Below are 14,680 nucleotides of genomic sequence, written 5' to 3' on the forward strand. Positions count from 1 at the left end.
GAGAAGTTCATGAAAAACAGTGTCGTTAGTGCGCTCAGAATAAGTTCTATTGCACTAGCAGTAACGGCTAATTTGCTTTCTGCTTCAGTTGTCGCTCAATCTCTTGAGCAAGCAGTCGCAACAGCACTCGATACCAATCCGCAAATCCAAGGGGCATTCAATCGATTTAAAGCGAGTGAAGAGCTTATCAATCAAGCTGAAGCGGGATATTACCCGACGATCAACTTTGATGCAGGAATTGGCAGAGAGTGGACAGATACTCCGTCTACCCGTCGGGACGCCGGACAATATAATATCGACGAAGAAGTGGAACTGACCCGCAGTGAAATCGGTGTCTCGCTTCGTCAGGTCATCTTCAGTGGTTTTCAGATCTCTAATGAAGTGAAACGCACCGAATTTGAGGCCATTGCTGAACAATGGACACTGTTTGCAAGCGCTGAGGATCTAGCACTTGATGTTGCGAGGGCGTATGTGGATTTCTTGCGAGCTGAGCAATTCGTGGCGCTCGCCAAACGAAACTTGGAAAGCCATCAAACCATCTATGACCAAGTCAAAGAGAAGACGAACTCTGGGCTAGGCTCCACCGCCGATCTTTCTCAGGTGACGGGTCGACTTGCTCGCGCACACTCAAACCTGACTTCCGCACAGAATAACTTGTCTGATGCGCGCGTTTCTTATCAACGAATCGTGAATGCCGCGCCGGAAGATACTCGCATTCCTGTGCCAGATGCAGTGATGTTACCGAACTCTCTTGAGGCCGCCTTAGACATGGCCAAGACAGAACACCCTACGTTGAAAGTGGCTGGTAATGACATCAGCGCAGCCAAGGCACAACGCGATTCAGCGAAGGGAAATTATTACCCAGAAATTTCTTTTGATCTCTCCGCTCGCTGGGATGACAACCTCGATGGTGTTGACGGTTCATCGTTTGGCAGTAACGCCGATGTTGGCGGAAGCAACGACGAAATTCTTGCCATGGTGCGCGTTAACTACAATCTTTTCGCGGGTGGCGCGGACAGAGCGCGAGAACGCGAAGCGGCCTATTACATTGCCGAATCAAAATCGATTCAGCTTAGTGCATACCGCGACGTTGAAGAGGGCACGACCCTGGCATGGAATGCACGTGTTTTCCTAAAACAACAACTGCAGTTTCTTCGACAGCACGTTGAGGCTGCTGTAGAAACCCGTAATGCGTATGACGACCAATTCAAGCTCGGTCAGCGAACGCTGATAGATGTCCTTGACTCGGAAAATGAGCTTTTTCAGGCACGTCGAGAATACCTCGATGGGGAATTTGACGACATCATCGCCCAATACAGACTGTTGAATGCAACTGGTCAGTTGCTGGCATCGTTGCGTGTTAATACGCATGAAGTGTGGAAAGGCGAAGGCAACTATGAAGGAGGCGTAAAGTAATGAAAAAGATACTCGTAACCCTTTCCGCACTGCTGCTTCTTGGCTGCAGCTCGCAAGAGGTCGTGACGATGCAGGGTAATGCGTCACAAGTGAATGATCTTCGTGATCTGGATTATGACGGCGTGATTGATGCGCGTGAGAAGTGTGATGAAACGCTACGCGATGCAGCAGTGGATAACGATGGTTGCCCACGTTATCACGCCATGGAGAAATATCAGTTGAACATGAACTTTGACAATGGCTCTGCTGCGCTTCAGCCCAGCGACTATGTCAAGCTCGAGCGGTTGGCGAGCCTGCTCAATGAAAAATCGGATGCCAACATTATCATTGAGGGGCATGCGAGTAAGGTTGGAAACGCTGGTTATAATCTGGCGTTATCGGAGCGCCGTGCAGACGCAGTCATGCAGGCATTGGTCAACGATTTTTCAATCGCGTCACACCGTATCGAGACGCTAGGCTTCGGAGATACAGAATTGTTGGTTAATGAGGATTCTGAGTCTGCCCATGAGGCAAATCGACGCGCCATGGCAACCTTGTCAGGTAGCGAGAGTAGCCCTGATATGCGTTGGACTGTTTTCACTGCTGATTAAACGATTCTACAGAAGACAATGAGGCTCTAAGTGCAACACTTAGAGCCTCTGAAACCCAGTATGTTCAGGTTGTGTGGTTATGGCGTTTTAGATGCAGCGATCAATACATCTATCAGTGTTCCCAGTTGAAATCACTCACACGCTCATCAGCAATGTAGAACAGTAAATCATTGGGTTTTACTTCTGCATCAAGCGCAGGGTTGAGCTTCACTTCATCGTTGCGTCGAATGCCTATCAGTGTCGCATCGTGTTGTTGCTTCATTCGCATGAACAGTTCACTAACTGTGGTGTACTTGGCATCGCCCGGGTAAGTAACGGCGTATTGCGTCATCCCTTTTCGCGTATTCAGTAGCTCGTGATGCAGTTCTGATGAACCAGGATCGACGGCGGATTTTGCCATCATCTCGACAGACACTGACGGAATGCACTCCGCTTTCGGGCAATGACTCTTGAGGAGGTTGCTCAACACTTCTTCTTGGAAGTACGCCAGAATGTGGGCGTCTGGGTTCTTGCTCGCACAGAACAGCGCTGCCGCAAATGTGATGTCGTCTTCTGGGTTATCAATGATGATGCAGCTTGCGTCTTCAAAGCCTGCACGAGACATCGCTATTTCGTCGGTGAAGCTGGTGGTTCGGACGAACTCGATTTCTTTCGGCAAGGGGTTTTGAATCTCAGCGCGAACACATAAGACAATCGGACGCTTGTCTTTCTCTTCGTGAAGCAGCATGTCGATAAGGTGTAGGGTACGGCTTTCATTCCAACCCAAAATCAAAATGTGTCCAGACACGTCAACGCTCCTTTTTCCCAGTAATCCTTTACGCCAAAATTCTATGCCAATGCCAGCTAAACGACCGACCCCAATGGCAAAAATACTCAAGCCACAGGGGATGACGAATAAGGCGACAATCCACTTTCCTGCAACCGTTTGTGGCGACATATCGCCATAGCCGACCGTCGATGCGGTCACGAGTAAGTAGTAAACATAATCAACAAATGGCGATGTGAGCGAATGCTCACCTGCCAGCTTGAGGAGAATCCAGCTCAATACGGCGTATGTCACCACCGCAGTCAGAACATGTTTGCCACTTAAACGCTGAAATTGAGAGGTGATCCATCGGCGAACCATGTACCACTTTGTCATCAGACGTCTTCCTTTCCGTGTTATTTCAACTAGCCGCACACTATAACAGCCTAATCGTGATGCTAATTTCTCAATACTGCTGACTGTGAAAAAGTTCTCATCTTAGTGCTGGAAGCATAGAAACTTTCCCGCTAATGTCGAAGAAAAAGCGAAGCCATTTAAGCTAAGCATAAAAAGCCAAGTATAAAGAAGTCATGCATAGTGAAGCCATGCATAAGTGAAGCTCGGTATGAAAAAGGCATAGAGAGGTTGTGATGAGCGATAACAAATATCTTGATGAGTATTCTGAAGATAGCTTTTGGACGAAAGCTCGCAACTTTGCGCAAAAAGCAGGATATGACGTATTGGAGAAAGCGTTAAAACTCTACTATTCAGCAACGGATGACGATACGCCGAAGTGGGCGAAAACCACAATATTTGCTGCCTTGGGCTACTTCATTACACCGATTGATGCCATTCCTGATCTCACACCTGCCGTGGGTTTTTCCGATGATCTCGGTGTGCTCGTTGCGGCTGCCGCAGCGGTCGTAATGCATGTGAAGTCGGAGCACAGCGAAAAGGCTTCAGAGAAGCTCGACCATTGGTTTAAACCTAAACAACCTGAAGATGCAGGATTCAGCGAGTTTGACTGACGCCTTGATCATAACGTCAGTAAACTCACCTGAAGGGATGGCCTCTGAAATCGAGCATCTTCAGGTTGTTTGGGTAAAATAAAGTCGATTAAGGGAAAGCGCATGAAAGGAACTCGAATCAATCTCAGACATGCTTTTGACAATGTCTCTTTTCTAGAAGGAAGAACACCCGAGCATTCGTTGAGTGGTGAAGGCGAGGAAGCGTTCGCGACGTTAACGCCATATCGTGATGGCGGCGTGTTCATTGCTTTCTATGATGGGCAAAGTGAATGGGAACGCCACCCCGGTGATGAGCTGGTGCAAATTATCGAGGGGCAAACCACGGTATTTTTATTGGAAAACGGCGAAGAGCGTCCTGTTTCGTTGTCTGAGGGGGAAATGATTGTGGTTCCAGAAATGGTGTGGCATCGGTTCGATACCCCCAATGGCGTGAAAGTGCTTACCATTACACCTCAGCCGACAGAACACAGCATTGAGACACCAGCGACCTAAGCGCGAAATCTAAGCTCGAAAGCATCTGCTAAACAGATACCGGTGACTTTGGTTAATTGTCGCTACCCGTGAATGCATTGAGGGCGTAGAATGCCAGCCCTGCAATTTCTAGACAGCACCGATTAGGCTTTCACATGGCAAAACCGAGCAAGACATCTCCACAACAACAGAAAAAAGGCCTTCATCCTCGCAACCCACACAGAGCGAGATATGATTTTCCGGCCTTAGTCAAAAGCACTCCTGCTCTAGGTGCGTTTGTGAAGAAAAACCCGTTCGGAGACCTGTCGGTGGATTTCTCTGATCCAGAGGCAGTCAAAACCTTAAACAAGGCGCTGTTGAGTCATTTCTATCAGGTTAGTTTTTGGGACATTCCCAAAGGCTATTTGTGCCCACCGATTCCTGGGCGCGCGGACTATCTCCACTACCTCGCAGATCTATTGGCCGATACTCATAATGGCAAGATCCCCAAAGGTAAACAGATTAAAGGTCTGGATATCGGCATGGGCGCGAACTGTGTGTATCCGATGGTTGGGCATCGTGCCTACGGTTGGCAATTTGTGGGGGCAGACATTGACCCTGTGTCAGTCAAAGGTGCCAAACTGCTGGTGGAAGCGAACCCATCACTGAAAGGTGGCATCCAATGCCGATTGCAGAGTAACCCAGATAACATTTTCACCGGTATGATCAACGCCAAAGAGCGTTTCGATTTCACTCTTTGCAACCCGCCATTTCATACCTCGATGGAAGAAGCGACGCGCGGCTCCGAGCGTAAAGTGCGTAACCTTGCTGCTAACGCTCGTAAAAAAGGTGCTGACTCTCGTCCATCTCACGCTATGTCACATGCAGGCGCGAAAGGTGCACTTCCTGCGAAGGGAAAACCTGTTCTCAATTTCGGCGGACAGAATGCCGAGCTTTGGTGTCCGGGCGGGGAAGCTGCTTTTATCAAGCGAATGATTGATCAAAGTGCGGATTTCAAAACCCAATGCCTGTGGTTTACCACCATGGTGTCGAAAAAAGAGAATCTTCCTGTCATTAAGCAATCGCTAAAAGCCGTGAAAGCGAAAGACATTCGCGTCATTGAAATGGCTCAAGGCCAGAAGGTGACTCGTATCGTAGCGTGGACATTCTTAAACAAAGAAGCACAAGCTGAATGGTGCAGTGGCTGGGGTGAGTAACTCGGGCTAAAGAAAACAAGATAAGTGATTAGACAACGCGGCGAAGAACTTGCCGCGTTTTAGTATGTGCCATTTCGTGAATCTCATTCCCGCTGGTGATAGAGAAAACTTACGCTGAAACCGCCTTAATCCACCACAAACAGCTTGGCACCGATCTCGGTGGACGAGCGGTGTGCTTCGGCGTTGTCTGCAACTTGGTAGCTCATGCCGGGTTTGAGAATGTGAATACTGCCGTCATCGAGTTCCGTAGTCAGTTCACCCGATAAACAAAACAGAATGTGCCCTTTAGAACACCAGTGATCAGCCAGATAACCCGCTGAGTACTCGACGATGCGCACTCTGATCTCGCCAAACTGTTGAGTGCGCCAAAAAGCGACGCCTGTTTCGCCCGTATGTTCCGTGGGGGTGATGGATTCCCAATCCGTTGTGCCAAACGGCAAGTCTTTCATTTCCATTCGTATTTCTTCCTGGTGTGTTGCGATGTTCATAGCTGAGAGCGTACAAAACGAAAGCATCGAGGATAAACCTCTTTGACTCTACCGTTATCGTCAGTTTTGCATTTGAGCGGAGTGGAATCAATAGGCGATATTTTGAACAGTTGCGCTGTAATTAATTGATACTCAATAGAAAGGAAAAATAACCAGAGAATTTTGCATTGACCCCGGTACAACGTGGCGATTGTTGCGGTGTGATACTACCTCCCGTGTAGACGTAAGGCGGGAAAGGAAGTCCTCTCCTAGCCCTTTGTCAAAGCGAGTTTGGGCGACTTTATAACAGTGAGTGTTTGCTCACCTTTACATGCTATGTCCCTGACAAAAATGTTGTCTTTTATGCAGATTAGAAGTACATAGTTACTAACTTTATTTTGTTGGTTCTGGCGTGGAAAAATCGCTCAAAAAGCTGCCGTTTTTCATGGTATTGCTTACTGTGTTACTTTGCAGTTACGCCATTGGTGTGATTGGGTTAAGTGACGCCAAAATTACCTATAATAGAGCGATTAGCCAAGATTCCGCGCCAGACACTAAAATTGACACGTTAGCGGCGAAAACCACGTCGCCGCGAGTGCTTTACTCCGTTTCTCGTCCGCTGAAAAACAATGGGCTGCATTGGCCGCTAGTACTGGTATCCATTGGCGCACTTTTGACGTTCAACCGTGCATCTTACGGATTGCCCCAAAGTCATCTCTTATTTGATAGTCGCCGCCTTGCAGGCTGGCAAGACGCCAATCTTCAGTTTCGCTTTATTCATTCCCGTTAGTGACGTGTTTGCGTTGCATTTCGCCGATGCATTGCATCGTCAGGCTATAAAAAACGCATAAATCGTTCCAATGACTCCCGTAACACGCATTTCTTGAACTTTGGTATTTTGGAGAAACCATGTTTGAAGCCATTCAAGAAGTTTTAGTGGCCATTTGGCACCAAGACTTCGACGCCTTGCTAGCACCTGGTAGTGCTACCCTCATCTACATTATTGTGGCAACTCTGATCTGCTTGGAAAGTGGCTTTTTACCCGCAGCGCCATTGCCATGCGATAGCATCGTTGTCTTGGTGGGAACCTTGTCAGCAGTGGGTGTTCTTGACCCGTTCTTTTCGTTCCCGCTACTGATTATCGCCGCGGCAATGGGCAGCTGGTTTGCGTTTATGCAAGGGCGTTGGCTAAATCGACTTCCTCTCGTTCAGTCATGGCTGAAGCGAGTGCCAGAAAAGCAAATGCTGACCGTTGATTCTTTGCTGTGTCGTCATGGTTTGGTGGCGTTGTTTGTCGCACGCTTTGTGCCTGGTGTGCGTTCTGTGTTGCCGATGATGATGGGAATGCGCGTGAACGAAGTGCCACGTTTCCATTACTTCTCGTGGTTGAGTGCGACCATGTGGGTGTGTCTGCTGTCTGGCCTTGGCTTCTTATTGCCGTCATTGCCAGAGCCAATTAGCCGATTGGTGACCATGGGCTTGATGGCTGCACCAGTGATCACGCTGTGTATTGCGATTTTAACAGCATTGACATGGCGCATCCGAAAAGTGCTACGTCCAGATCTTAGTCCCGCGGAATAAGGTTGTAATTGTGCGCGATGACGATATCTTCGCGCACTGTTTTATAAAGTAAAATTGAGAATTTTGTGAACAGCTATCGCTTACGGATTGATTATCCGTTGTTTGTTGCGATTTGTGCTTTGATAGCTTTGGGGTCAATTAGTGTTTGGAGCGCGAGTGGGTTTAGCTTGCCAATTCTTGAGCGCCATTTAGCGCGTGTCGCGTTGGCTATTTTAGCGCTGATAGGTTTGTCTACTGTTCCAGCAAAAGTCTATGAAAATGTCGCCCCCAAGCTTTTTATTATCACAATTGTGCTTTTGTTGGGCGTTATCATCGCTGGCGATACCGTGAATGGTGCAAAACGTTGGTTAGCATTGGGACCCATTCGCTTTCAACCTTCAGAATTAATCAAAGTGGCCATGCCAATGATGATGGCTTGGTTGATCGTGAAAGACCCTGGTCGACCTGGGTTAAAGAAAATCGCTGTGTGTGCATTGGTCTCAGCCTTACCCGTTGTTTTGATTGCGATTCAACCTGATTTGGACGGTGCAATATTCACCGTGATGTACTCGCTGTTTGTGCTTTACCTTGCGGGGATGAGTTGGAAAATCATTGGCGTTGTGTTGGCAGCGGTTGCAGCGATATTGCCAGTGATGTGGTTTCTCATTATGAAAGACTACCAAAAAATGCGAGTTACCCAGTTTTTAAACCCTGAATCCGACCCACTAGGATCTGGTTATCAAATTATCCAATCTTTGATTGCGATTGGTTCAGGGGGCTTTGATGGGAAAGGCTTCATGAGTGCTACACAAGGCCAACTCGGATTTATTCCAGAAAGCCACACTGACTTTGTTTTTTCGACGCTCGCGGAAGAATGGGGGTACATGGGCAGTGCAGTTGTGGTGCTTCTGTACTTGTTTATTTCAGGGCGAACCCTGTGGTTGGCAAGCAGATCGCCGTCGATGTTTTCTCGTCTTGTGAGTGGTGCTTTGGCGATGAGTTTCTTTTTGTACGCGTTTATTAACCTCGGTATGGTGAGCGGTATACTGCCTGTAATGGGAAGCCCATTACCATTCATCAGCTATGGGGGAACAGCCATGATTACGCAAGGGGCATGCTTTGGTATTATCATGGCGCTTTGCTGCGGAGTTCAGCGCGCTGAAGCGACTTGGTCACAGAGAAGCATTTCGAAATCTTCACTGGGTTAACAAGAGCTAAGTCAACAATTAGTCATGAAAAAGGCAGGTGTTCAACCTGCCTTTTTTGCATCTGAAGCTGCTCAGAGCAAGCGACCTATTTGATGGTGACACGCTCAATAACAATCGGATCCATCGGCACATCGTCATGCCCTGCTACACGCGTTGTCATCGCGTTAGCAATGTTATTCACCACGTCCATGCCTGCTGTTACTTTACCAAATACGGCATAGCCCCAACCTTGGTTGGTGGTTGCGGTGTAATCTAGAAAGCTGTTGTTTTCCAAGTTAATGAAAAACTGTGCAGTGGCTGAATGCGGCGCATCAGTGCGAGCCATTGCTAGTGAACCAATGACGTTTTTCAAGCCACGGTTTGCTTCATTCACGATAGGTGCGTGAGTCGGCTTTTCTTTCATTTTCGCCGTGAAACCGCCACCTTGGATCATGAAACCCTTGATAACACGGTGGAAGATGGTGTTCTCGTAGAAGCCTTCTTGGCAATACTGCATAAAGTTTTTAGACGTGACAGGCGCTTTGTCCATGTCTAGTTCGATCTCAATGTCGCCATAGTTTGTAGTGAAGATAATCATTGGTGCTGACTCATTCGAAAAATGAAAGGGGCGCAGTATAACCCCAAATAGTAAAAGATGTGATGGTTTGCTGCTTAACGAAAACTGCGCTCAGTCACAGAGATTGAGCGCAGTTTATAGGGTGGTCAACGGCCGTTAATTGCTGGTTTCTGGCCGTTCGGGAATTTCATCCGGCTGGTTGTTTTCGTCATCATCCATCTCGCCTTCATGGAATTTGTGTCCTCCTGAGATATAGGTATACAGCACAGGAAGCACGAACAAGGTGAACATGGTACCCACAGCGAGGCCCGCGACAATCACGAGACCAATATTGTAGCGCGATGCCGCACCTGCACCCGTTGCGTACAGCAGCGGGATTAACCCTGCAATCATGGCCGAAGTGGTCATCAATATTGGGCGTAAACGCACGGTGGCGGCCTCTACAATGGCTTCCTGCTTCGACACGCCTTTCATGATTTGCTCTTCTTTCGCCACTTCACACATCAATATGCCGTGCTTGGTGATTAGCCCCACTAAGGTGATCAACCCGACTTGCGAGTATATGTTCATGGAGGTTTGGCCTGAGATGTGTGTCCAGCCTAACGCAATCAACGCACCGCTGATGGCGAGCGGCACAGTGAACATGATCACCAGTGGGTCGCGCACACTTTCGAACTGGCTGGCAAGTACGAGGAATATAATCGCCAATGCCAGCGCAAACGTCAGATAGAGCGAACTGCCTTCTTCAACAAACTGCCTTGCTTCACCCATAAACGAATAGGTGTAGCCTTGCGGTAAATCAGTCACCGCAAGGTTTTCAAGGAAGCTAATGGCATCACCCATAGCAACGTTAGGGGCGGGCACACCTTCAATCGAAATCGAGTTCATCTGGTTGTAGTGAGGCAAGGATTTGGCTTGGCCCTTCACTTCAAAACTCACTAGGCTAGAAAGCGGAATGGCAGCGCCGTTTTGCGCCGTGACATAGAACTGATTGATAAGGTGAGGGTTAGCGCGGTCGGCGCGTTCCACCTCTGGGGTGACTTCATAAGAGCGCCCATCAATATTGACGCGGTTGATATAGCCACCGCTCATCATGGTGCCTAATGTCGAGCCAATGGCTTGCATGGTTACACCATATGCGCCTGCAGCTTCGCGATCGATGGAGAGCTGCACCAGACCTGAGTCATATTTCAAGTTCACATCGGAATACACAAACAAAGGGCTGGCTTTCACTTTCTCCAATATTTTGCTGCCGATGTTATACAAGGTTTCAAAGTCTGAAGGACTCGTGATCACGAACTGCACGGGTAAGCCGCCGGATGCCCCCGGGAGTGATGGCATTTGATAGGCCGTGGCATTGATGCCCGGGATTTTCTTGGCAGCTTCGTTGATCGTCGCAGAAATTTCTTTCTGGCTTTGTGTTCTGTCACTCCAAGGGATCAGCGGGCCAATCGCAATACCTTGACTGCTGGTGGGCACGCCAATCATGGCAAGAGATGCTTCCGCCTGTGGTTGTTTGGAGATGATTTTGCCAATGATCTCCATGTTTGCTTGGATGTAGTCATTGTTTGATGTCGACGGCGTGCTGCCTATCACGACTACCACCCCCTGATCTTCATCTGGTGCAAGTTGCGACGGGATGAAAGTGAACAGCAAGGGCAAGGCGAGCAAGACGAGAATCGCAAACACCACCACAACAGGCTTACGGTTTAACACGGCGTGAAGGGCGCGTTCATAGCGTGTCGTTAATCCTCCTAAAACACGCTCAACCGTGGCTTCAAACCTGCTCGGTTTCTCATGATGTCTGAGTATTTTCGAACACATCATGGGTGAGAGGGTTAAGGCAACAAAACCCGAAATAAATACAGAACCTGCCAGTGTTAAGGCGAACTCTTTGAACAATGAACCGGTGACGCCCCCCATCAATGCTATCGGCGCGTAAACCGCGGCAAGCGTGATGGTCATGGAGATCACTGGAACGGCAATTTCTCGTGTGCCTTCTATGGCTGCTTTAAAGGGTTTGGTGCCCATTTTGATATGACGGTCGACGTTTTCGACCACCACGATGGCGTCATCAACCACCAATCCTATCGCCAATACCATGGCGAGCAGTGTCATCAAGTTCAGCGTAAAGCCAAAGGCTTGCATGACGACCATGACGCCGATGAGGGATAAAGGAATGGTCACGATGGGGATAACAACGGCGCGGAATGAACCAAGGAACAGCAATATTACGATAATCACGATCACTGCGGCTTCAACGATGGTTTTCACTACTTCGTCGATGGAATCAGTAATCGCGAGCGTGGAGTCATACAACACTTCGGCTTCAATAGTGGAGGGGAGATTTCGCTTGATGGATTCAAATTGGACCCGTATGCCAGCAGCAACATCCAGCGGGTTGGCGGTGGGCGTTGCGTTGATGCCGACAATAACGGCTTCACGGCCATTGGCGAGCGCGCGCGAACTATCGCTGCTTTTGCTCAAGTTCACTTCAGCCACATCACGCAGCATCACCACCTGGCCATTATCACTTTTGATGATCAGATTTTTCAGCCCTTCAACCGTGTCTACCTGACTATCAATGGTGCTGTTCAAGACCGTGAAATAGCTGTTGAACTGACCAACGGCAGATTGGTAATTGTTTTGCTGCAAAATGCCGACAAGCTCAGACGTCGATATGCCGTATTGCCCTAGTTTTTTTGGGTCAGGCCATATTCGAAGCGCAAACGGTGCGCCCCCCATCATGACGATATTGGATACGCCGTTGACGGTCGACAGCTGCGGATTCACCACCCGTTCCAAGTAGTCTGCGATTTGGCTGGAATTTAAATCACCACTGAAGAAGGAGATATACATGATAGAGGTGGTTGAGCCTGTCGATGATGTCACCGAGGGGTCATAGGCTTCTTGAGGTAATTGGTTTGTGACCGAATTAATCTGGGATAACACGTTAGCCAACGCGGCTTCTGGGTTGGTATTGAGCATCATGTTCAACACAATGCTCGAAGAGCCTAGTTGGCTCGCGGAGGTCATAAAGTCGAGGTTATCTACCTGCGCAAGTGCTTGTTCAAGCGGCTGCGTAATGAAGCCTTCCACCAAGTTGGCATCGGCACCAGGATACGGTGTGGTTACGGTGATCACCGTGTTGGTCATCTCTGGGTATTGACGCACTTGGAGGTCTTTCATTGCGTTCAAGCCCAATAAGAGCAACAGCACGCTGAGCGACGCCGCCATGACCGGACGATGTATGAAAATATCGGTAAATTTCATGTCCGGCTCCTTAAAGTTGCGGCATCTTTTCAGGCACGGATATTGGGTTAGGAACAATGTCCACTTTGGTGTTGTTGCCCAAATTCAATATGCCCGTTGTCACCACTTCATCATCAAACTTGAGGTCGCCTGTTATCAACGCATCGTTGCCGCTGCGTTGTGCCACTTCAACGGTGACTTGTTTCACCCGAGTTTCCTTGTCTTTCTTCTCCACCACGTACACAGAGTTGCCATACAAGGCAAAGACGATCGCGGTTTGAGGGACGACAAATTGGTCATCAAGATTGGAGAGCGAAATATTCACGTCGGCGAACATGCCACCGCGCAATGAGCGGTCATCATTGGGCAGTTCGGCCTGCACCATGACAAGCCCAGTTTGATTGCTGACGACAGGCTCAATCGCATTGATTGCCCCTTTATAAGTGCGGTCGGGGTAGGCTTCCACGGTTAATGAGATGGCTTGGCCAATGCTGATGTTTCCAAGTTCTGCTTGTGGAACGCTAAAACGAACCCGCATGACGGAAAGATCTTCCAAGCGCACGAGATCTGTTCCGACAGAGACATATTGGCCGAGATTGACGTTTCTAATCCCTAACAACCCATTAAACGGGGCTTTAATTTCACGCAGAGCAATGGTTGCTTGAAGGCTTTCAATGTTCGCGAGCATGGCTTGATATTTTGATTGCGCGGTTTCGACACTTTGTTCAGACACTGAACGCTCTTTGTAGAGTTTCACCAGTCGGTTGTAATCATCCCGAACGGAAGGAAGCTGCACTTGCTGAGCTTTTAAATCGGCTTTTTGAACCGAAGAATCCAGCGCAATCAGCACATCACCTTGTGACACGGAACCGCCATTTTTGAAGTTGATGGCGTTCACAATACCTGATACTTCGTTAGACACATCGACCCCTTGATTGGGTTCAATAAAGCCTATTGCGCTGATGCCTTGCGGCCAAACCGTGGGGGTGAGCTTTGCGGTAGTGACGGGGTAGACAGGCTCCGGTAGGTTAGCGAGCGCATTATCAATCTTATTGTTTACGAAGAGGTTGAAGCCAATCACTGTGCCGAAAGCAAGCACGACGATCACTATCATCCCTATTACCCACTTACTCATGCGCGAATCTCCATGCTTGTTTCATCTTGTGAGGCGATAAAGCGCCAGCTCAGTTGCAACATGACTCACTTCGTCGGTCGCATTATGTGAAAAGTATAAGTGGCGGGTAAATTGGGAGTGTGTCCATGTTGGGACGAAACGGCGGCAATATGACAGCATTTCTTGGCAGGCCACCGAGTTTTGAATCACCGGCTACTAAAGCTGAAAAACCCCAGTGAAAGGACAATTGACGGGTTGGAGGCGTCAACAATATGGGAAAAGAGTCATTAAACAGATCGTTATGTTTGCTAAGTTTGGTTTTGGAATGCCAAACTAATCGGCGTACTGGGTTACCCCATGAAGCATGAGATTCAACACCGCACGAACAAGGAAAATATGATATGGACTTCAATTCGCTGCTTCTTTTCGTCGTCGCTTGTCTTGCGATCAACATGATCCCGGGGCCTGACGTTATCTACATTGTTTCCAATACCATGAAAGGAAAGATGGCCAGCGGAATGAAAGCGGCGTTTGGCTTGGGGGTTGGTTATTTTGTCCATACCCTCGCGGCTTGTTTGGGGTTGTCCGCCATCATTCTTAGTTCGGCCATGCTCTTTAGCATTGTGAAATGGCTAGGTGCTGCCTATTTGATGTATTTAGGGGTTCAGGCGTTGATTTCAATGTGGCGTGGCGGCAGTAAAGTGGTGTTGACGGAAGAGGAAGCCAAGTCATCAACCAAGAACGTATTTATGCAAGGCGTGATCGTCAGCGTGTTAAACCCCAAAGTGGCGCTGTTTTTTCTCTCGTTTTTGCCGCAATTTATCGATACATCCGCGGGCTCTGCATCGCTGCAGTTGTTAATGCTTGGCTTATTGTTCAGCGGGTTAGCAACAGTCATCAATGTGTTGTATGCCTTCGTCGGCAGTTGGGCTTTTCGTCGACCTAACGCCCAGCGTTATTCCCGTGCATTAGAAGGCGTATCAGGCTTTCTGTTAATTGGATTAGCTGGCAAGGTGGCGGTTAGCGATCGATAATCGCAACGTCACGTAAAGCGACGCTGAGTCGCTCAAACAAAAA

At 48.6% G+C, this 14,680-nt stretch carries 14 protein-coding genes; 9 read left to right on the top strand and 5 right to left on the bottom strand.

The window, feature by feature from the left end:
• Positions 1–9: 9 nt before the first annotated feature.
• Both Q365_RS0102635 and Q365_RS0102640 read left to right on the top strand, forming a co-directional pair.
• Positions 10–1,416, top strand: a complete 1,407-nt coding sequence (locus Q365_RS0102635) for a TolC family outer membrane protein (RefSeq protein WP_028021884.1) — start codon at positions 10–12, stop codon at positions 1,414–1,416.
• Positions 1,416–2,006: an OmpA family protein gene (locus Q365_RS0102640; protein ID WP_028021885.1), complete on the top strand. Its 591-nt coding sequence runs from the start codon at positions 1,416–1,418 to the stop codon at positions 2,004–2,006. Before Q365_RS0102635 ends, Q365_RS0102640 begins: the two co-directional genes overlap by 1 nt.
• Positions 2,007–2,118: 112 nt before the next feature.
• Here Q365_RS0102640 and Q365_RS0102645 read toward each other — a convergent pair whose 3' ends face one another.
• A complete protein-coding gene (locus Q365_RS0102645) occupies positions 2,119–3,147 on the bottom strand; it encodes an ion channel (RefSeq protein WP_028021886.1) in 1,029 nt (342 codons plus the stop codon).
• 254 nt (positions 3,148–3,401) lie between these two features.
• Here Q365_RS0102645 and Q365_RS25310 point away from each other — a divergent pair, with 254 nt between their 5' ends.
• The 3 genes from Q365_RS25310 (at position 3,402) to rlmF (ending at position 5,446) form a co-directional block, all read left to right on the top strand.
• Positions 3,402–3,779, top strand: coding sequence for a YkvA family protein (locus Q365_RS25310; protein WP_051563718.1), 378 nt, complete (start codon positions 3,402–3,404; stop codon positions 3,777–3,779).
• 102 nt (positions 3,780–3,881) lie between these two features.
• Entirely contained in the window at positions 3,882–4,271 is a 390-nt protein-coding gene (locus Q365_RS0102655) for a cupin domain-containing protein (protein WP_028021887.1), read from the top strand.
• 134 nt (positions 4,272–4,405) lie between these two features.
• On the top strand, positions 4,406–5,446 hold the full coding sequence (rlmF, locus tag Q365_RS0102660) for a 23S rRNA (adenine(1618)-N(6))-methyltransferase RlmF (RefSeq protein WP_028021888.1): 1,041 nt from the start codon (positions 4,406–4,408) through the stop codon (positions 5,444–5,446).
• Between the two features lie 125 nt (positions 5,447–5,571).
• Here rlmF and Q365_RS0102665 read toward each other — a convergent pair whose 3' ends face one another.
• Positions 5,572–5,901, bottom strand: a complete 330-nt coding sequence (locus tag Q365_RS0102665; RefSeq protein WP_028021889.1) for a DHCW motif cupin fold protein — start codon at positions 5,899–5,901, stop codon at positions 5,572–5,574.
• Positions 5,902–6,325: 424 nt separating this feature from the next.
• On the opposite strand from Q365_RS0102665, the gene Q365_RS0102670 reads away from it, so the two are divergent.
• From Q365_RS0102670 to rodA, 3 genes are all read left to right on the top strand, one after another.
• Positions 6,326–6,703, top strand: a complete 378-nt coding sequence (locus tag Q365_RS0102670; RefSeq protein WP_028021890.1) for a hypothetical protein — start codon at positions 6,326–6,328, stop codon at positions 6,701–6,703.
• A gap of 119 nt (positions 6,704–6,822) precedes the next feature.
• Positions 6,823–7,494 carry a DedA family protein gene (locus tag Q365_RS0102675; RefSeq protein ID WP_028021891.1) on the top strand — a complete coding sequence of 224 codons (672 nt, stop codon included), beginning with the start codon at positions 6,823–6,825 and terminating at the stop codon, positions 7,492–7,494.
• A 65-nt stretch (positions 7,495–7,559) separates the two neighbouring features.
• Positions 7,560–8,681 carry a rod shape-determining protein RodA gene (gene rodA / locus Q365_RS0102680; protein WP_028021892.1) on the top strand — a complete coding sequence of 374 codons (1,122 nt, stop codon included), beginning with the start codon at positions 7,560–7,562 and terminating at the stop codon, positions 8,679–8,681.
• 85 nt (positions 8,682–8,766) lie between these two features.
• On the opposite strand, the gene Q365_RS0102685 is transcribed toward rodA, so the two are convergent.
• From Q365_RS0102685 to Q365_RS0102695, 3 genes are all read right to left on the bottom strand, one after another.
• Positions 8,767–9,258, bottom strand: a complete 492-nt coding sequence (locus Q365_RS0102685; protein ID WP_028021893.1) for a peptidylprolyl isomerase — start codon at positions 9,256–9,258, stop codon at positions 8,767–8,769.
• A 135-nt stretch (positions 9,259–9,393) separates the two neighbouring features.
• Positions 9,394–12,510 (bottom strand): efflux RND transporter permease subunit, encoded by a 3,117-nt coding sequence (locus tag Q365_RS0102690; RefSeq protein WP_028021894.1) that lies wholly within the window; start codon positions 12,508–12,510, stop codon positions 9,394–9,396.
• A 10-nt stretch (positions 12,511–12,520) separates the two neighbouring features.
• A complete protein-coding gene (locus tag Q365_RS0102695; protein ID WP_028021895.1) occupies positions 12,521–13,624 on the bottom strand; it encodes an efflux RND transporter periplasmic adaptor subunit in 1,104 nt (367 codons plus the stop codon).
• Between the two features lie 380 nt (positions 13,625–14,004).
• Here Q365_RS0102695 and Q365_RS0102700 point away from each other — a divergent pair, with 380 nt between their 5' ends.
• Positions 14,005–14,637, top strand: coding sequence for a LysE family translocator (locus Q365_RS0102700; protein WP_028021896.1), 633 nt, complete (start codon positions 14,005–14,007; stop codon positions 14,635–14,637).
• Positions 14,638–14,680: the final 43 nt, after the last annotated feature.

Origin of the sequence: Enterovibrio calviensis DSM 14347 (genome assembly GCF_000621165.1) — a bacterium.
GTDB classification, from domain to species: Bacteria; Pseudomonadota; Gammaproteobacteria; order Enterobacterales; family Vibrionaceae; genus Enterovibrio; species Enterovibrio calviensis.

What these genes read in the sequence shown, in the direction of transcription:
- Q365_RS0102635 (WP_028021884.1), top strand. Translation starts at nt 10, where the DNA reads ATGAAAAACAGTGTCGTTAGTGCGCTCAGAATAAGTTCTATTGCACTA.
- Q365_RS0102640 (WP_028021885.1), top strand. Translation starts at nt 1,416, where the DNA reads ATGAAAAAGATACTCGTAACCCTTTCCGCACTGCTGCTTCTTGGCTGC.
- Q365_RS0102645 (WP_028021886.1), bottom strand. Translation starts at nt 3,147, where the DNA reads ATGACAAAGTGGTACATGGTTCGCCGATGGATCACCTCTCAATTTCAG.
- Q365_RS25310 (WP_051563718.1), top strand. Translation starts at nt 3,402, where the DNA reads ATGAGCGATAACAAATATCTTGATGAGTATTCTGAAGATAGCTTTTGG.
- Q365_RS0102655 (WP_028021887.1), top strand. Translation starts at nt 3,882, where the DNA reads ATGAAAGGAACTCGAATCAATCTCAGACATGCTTTTGACAATGTCTCT.
- rlmF (WP_028021888.1), top strand. Translation starts at nt 4,406, where the DNA reads ATGGCAAAACCGAGCAAGACATCTCCACAACAACAGAAAAAAGGCCTT.
- Q365_RS0102665 (WP_028021889.1), bottom strand. Translation starts at nt 5,901, where the DNA reads ATGGAAATGAAAGACTTGCCGTTTGGCACAACGGATTGGGAATCCATC.
- Q365_RS0102675 (WP_028021891.1), top strand. Translation starts at nt 6,823, where the DNA reads ATGTTTGAAGCCATTCAAGAAGTTTTAGTGGCCATTTGGCACCAAGAC.
- Q365_RS0102685 (WP_028021893.1), bottom strand. Translation starts at nt 9,258, where the DNA reads ATGATTATCTTCACTACAAACTATGGCGACATTGAGATCGAACTAGAC.
- Q365_RS0102690 (WP_028021894.1), bottom strand. Translation starts at nt 12,510, where the DNA reads ATGAAATTTACCGATATTTTCATACATCGTCCGGTCATGGCGGCGTCG.
- Q365_RS0102695 (WP_028021895.1), bottom strand. Translation starts at nt 13,624, where the DNA reads ATGAGTAAGTGGGTAATAGGGATGATAGTGATCGTCGTGCTTGCTTTC.
- Q365_RS0102700 (WP_028021896.1), top strand. Translation starts at nt 14,005, where the DNA reads ATGGACTTCAATTCGCTGCTTCTTTTCGTCGTCGCTTGTCTTGCGATC.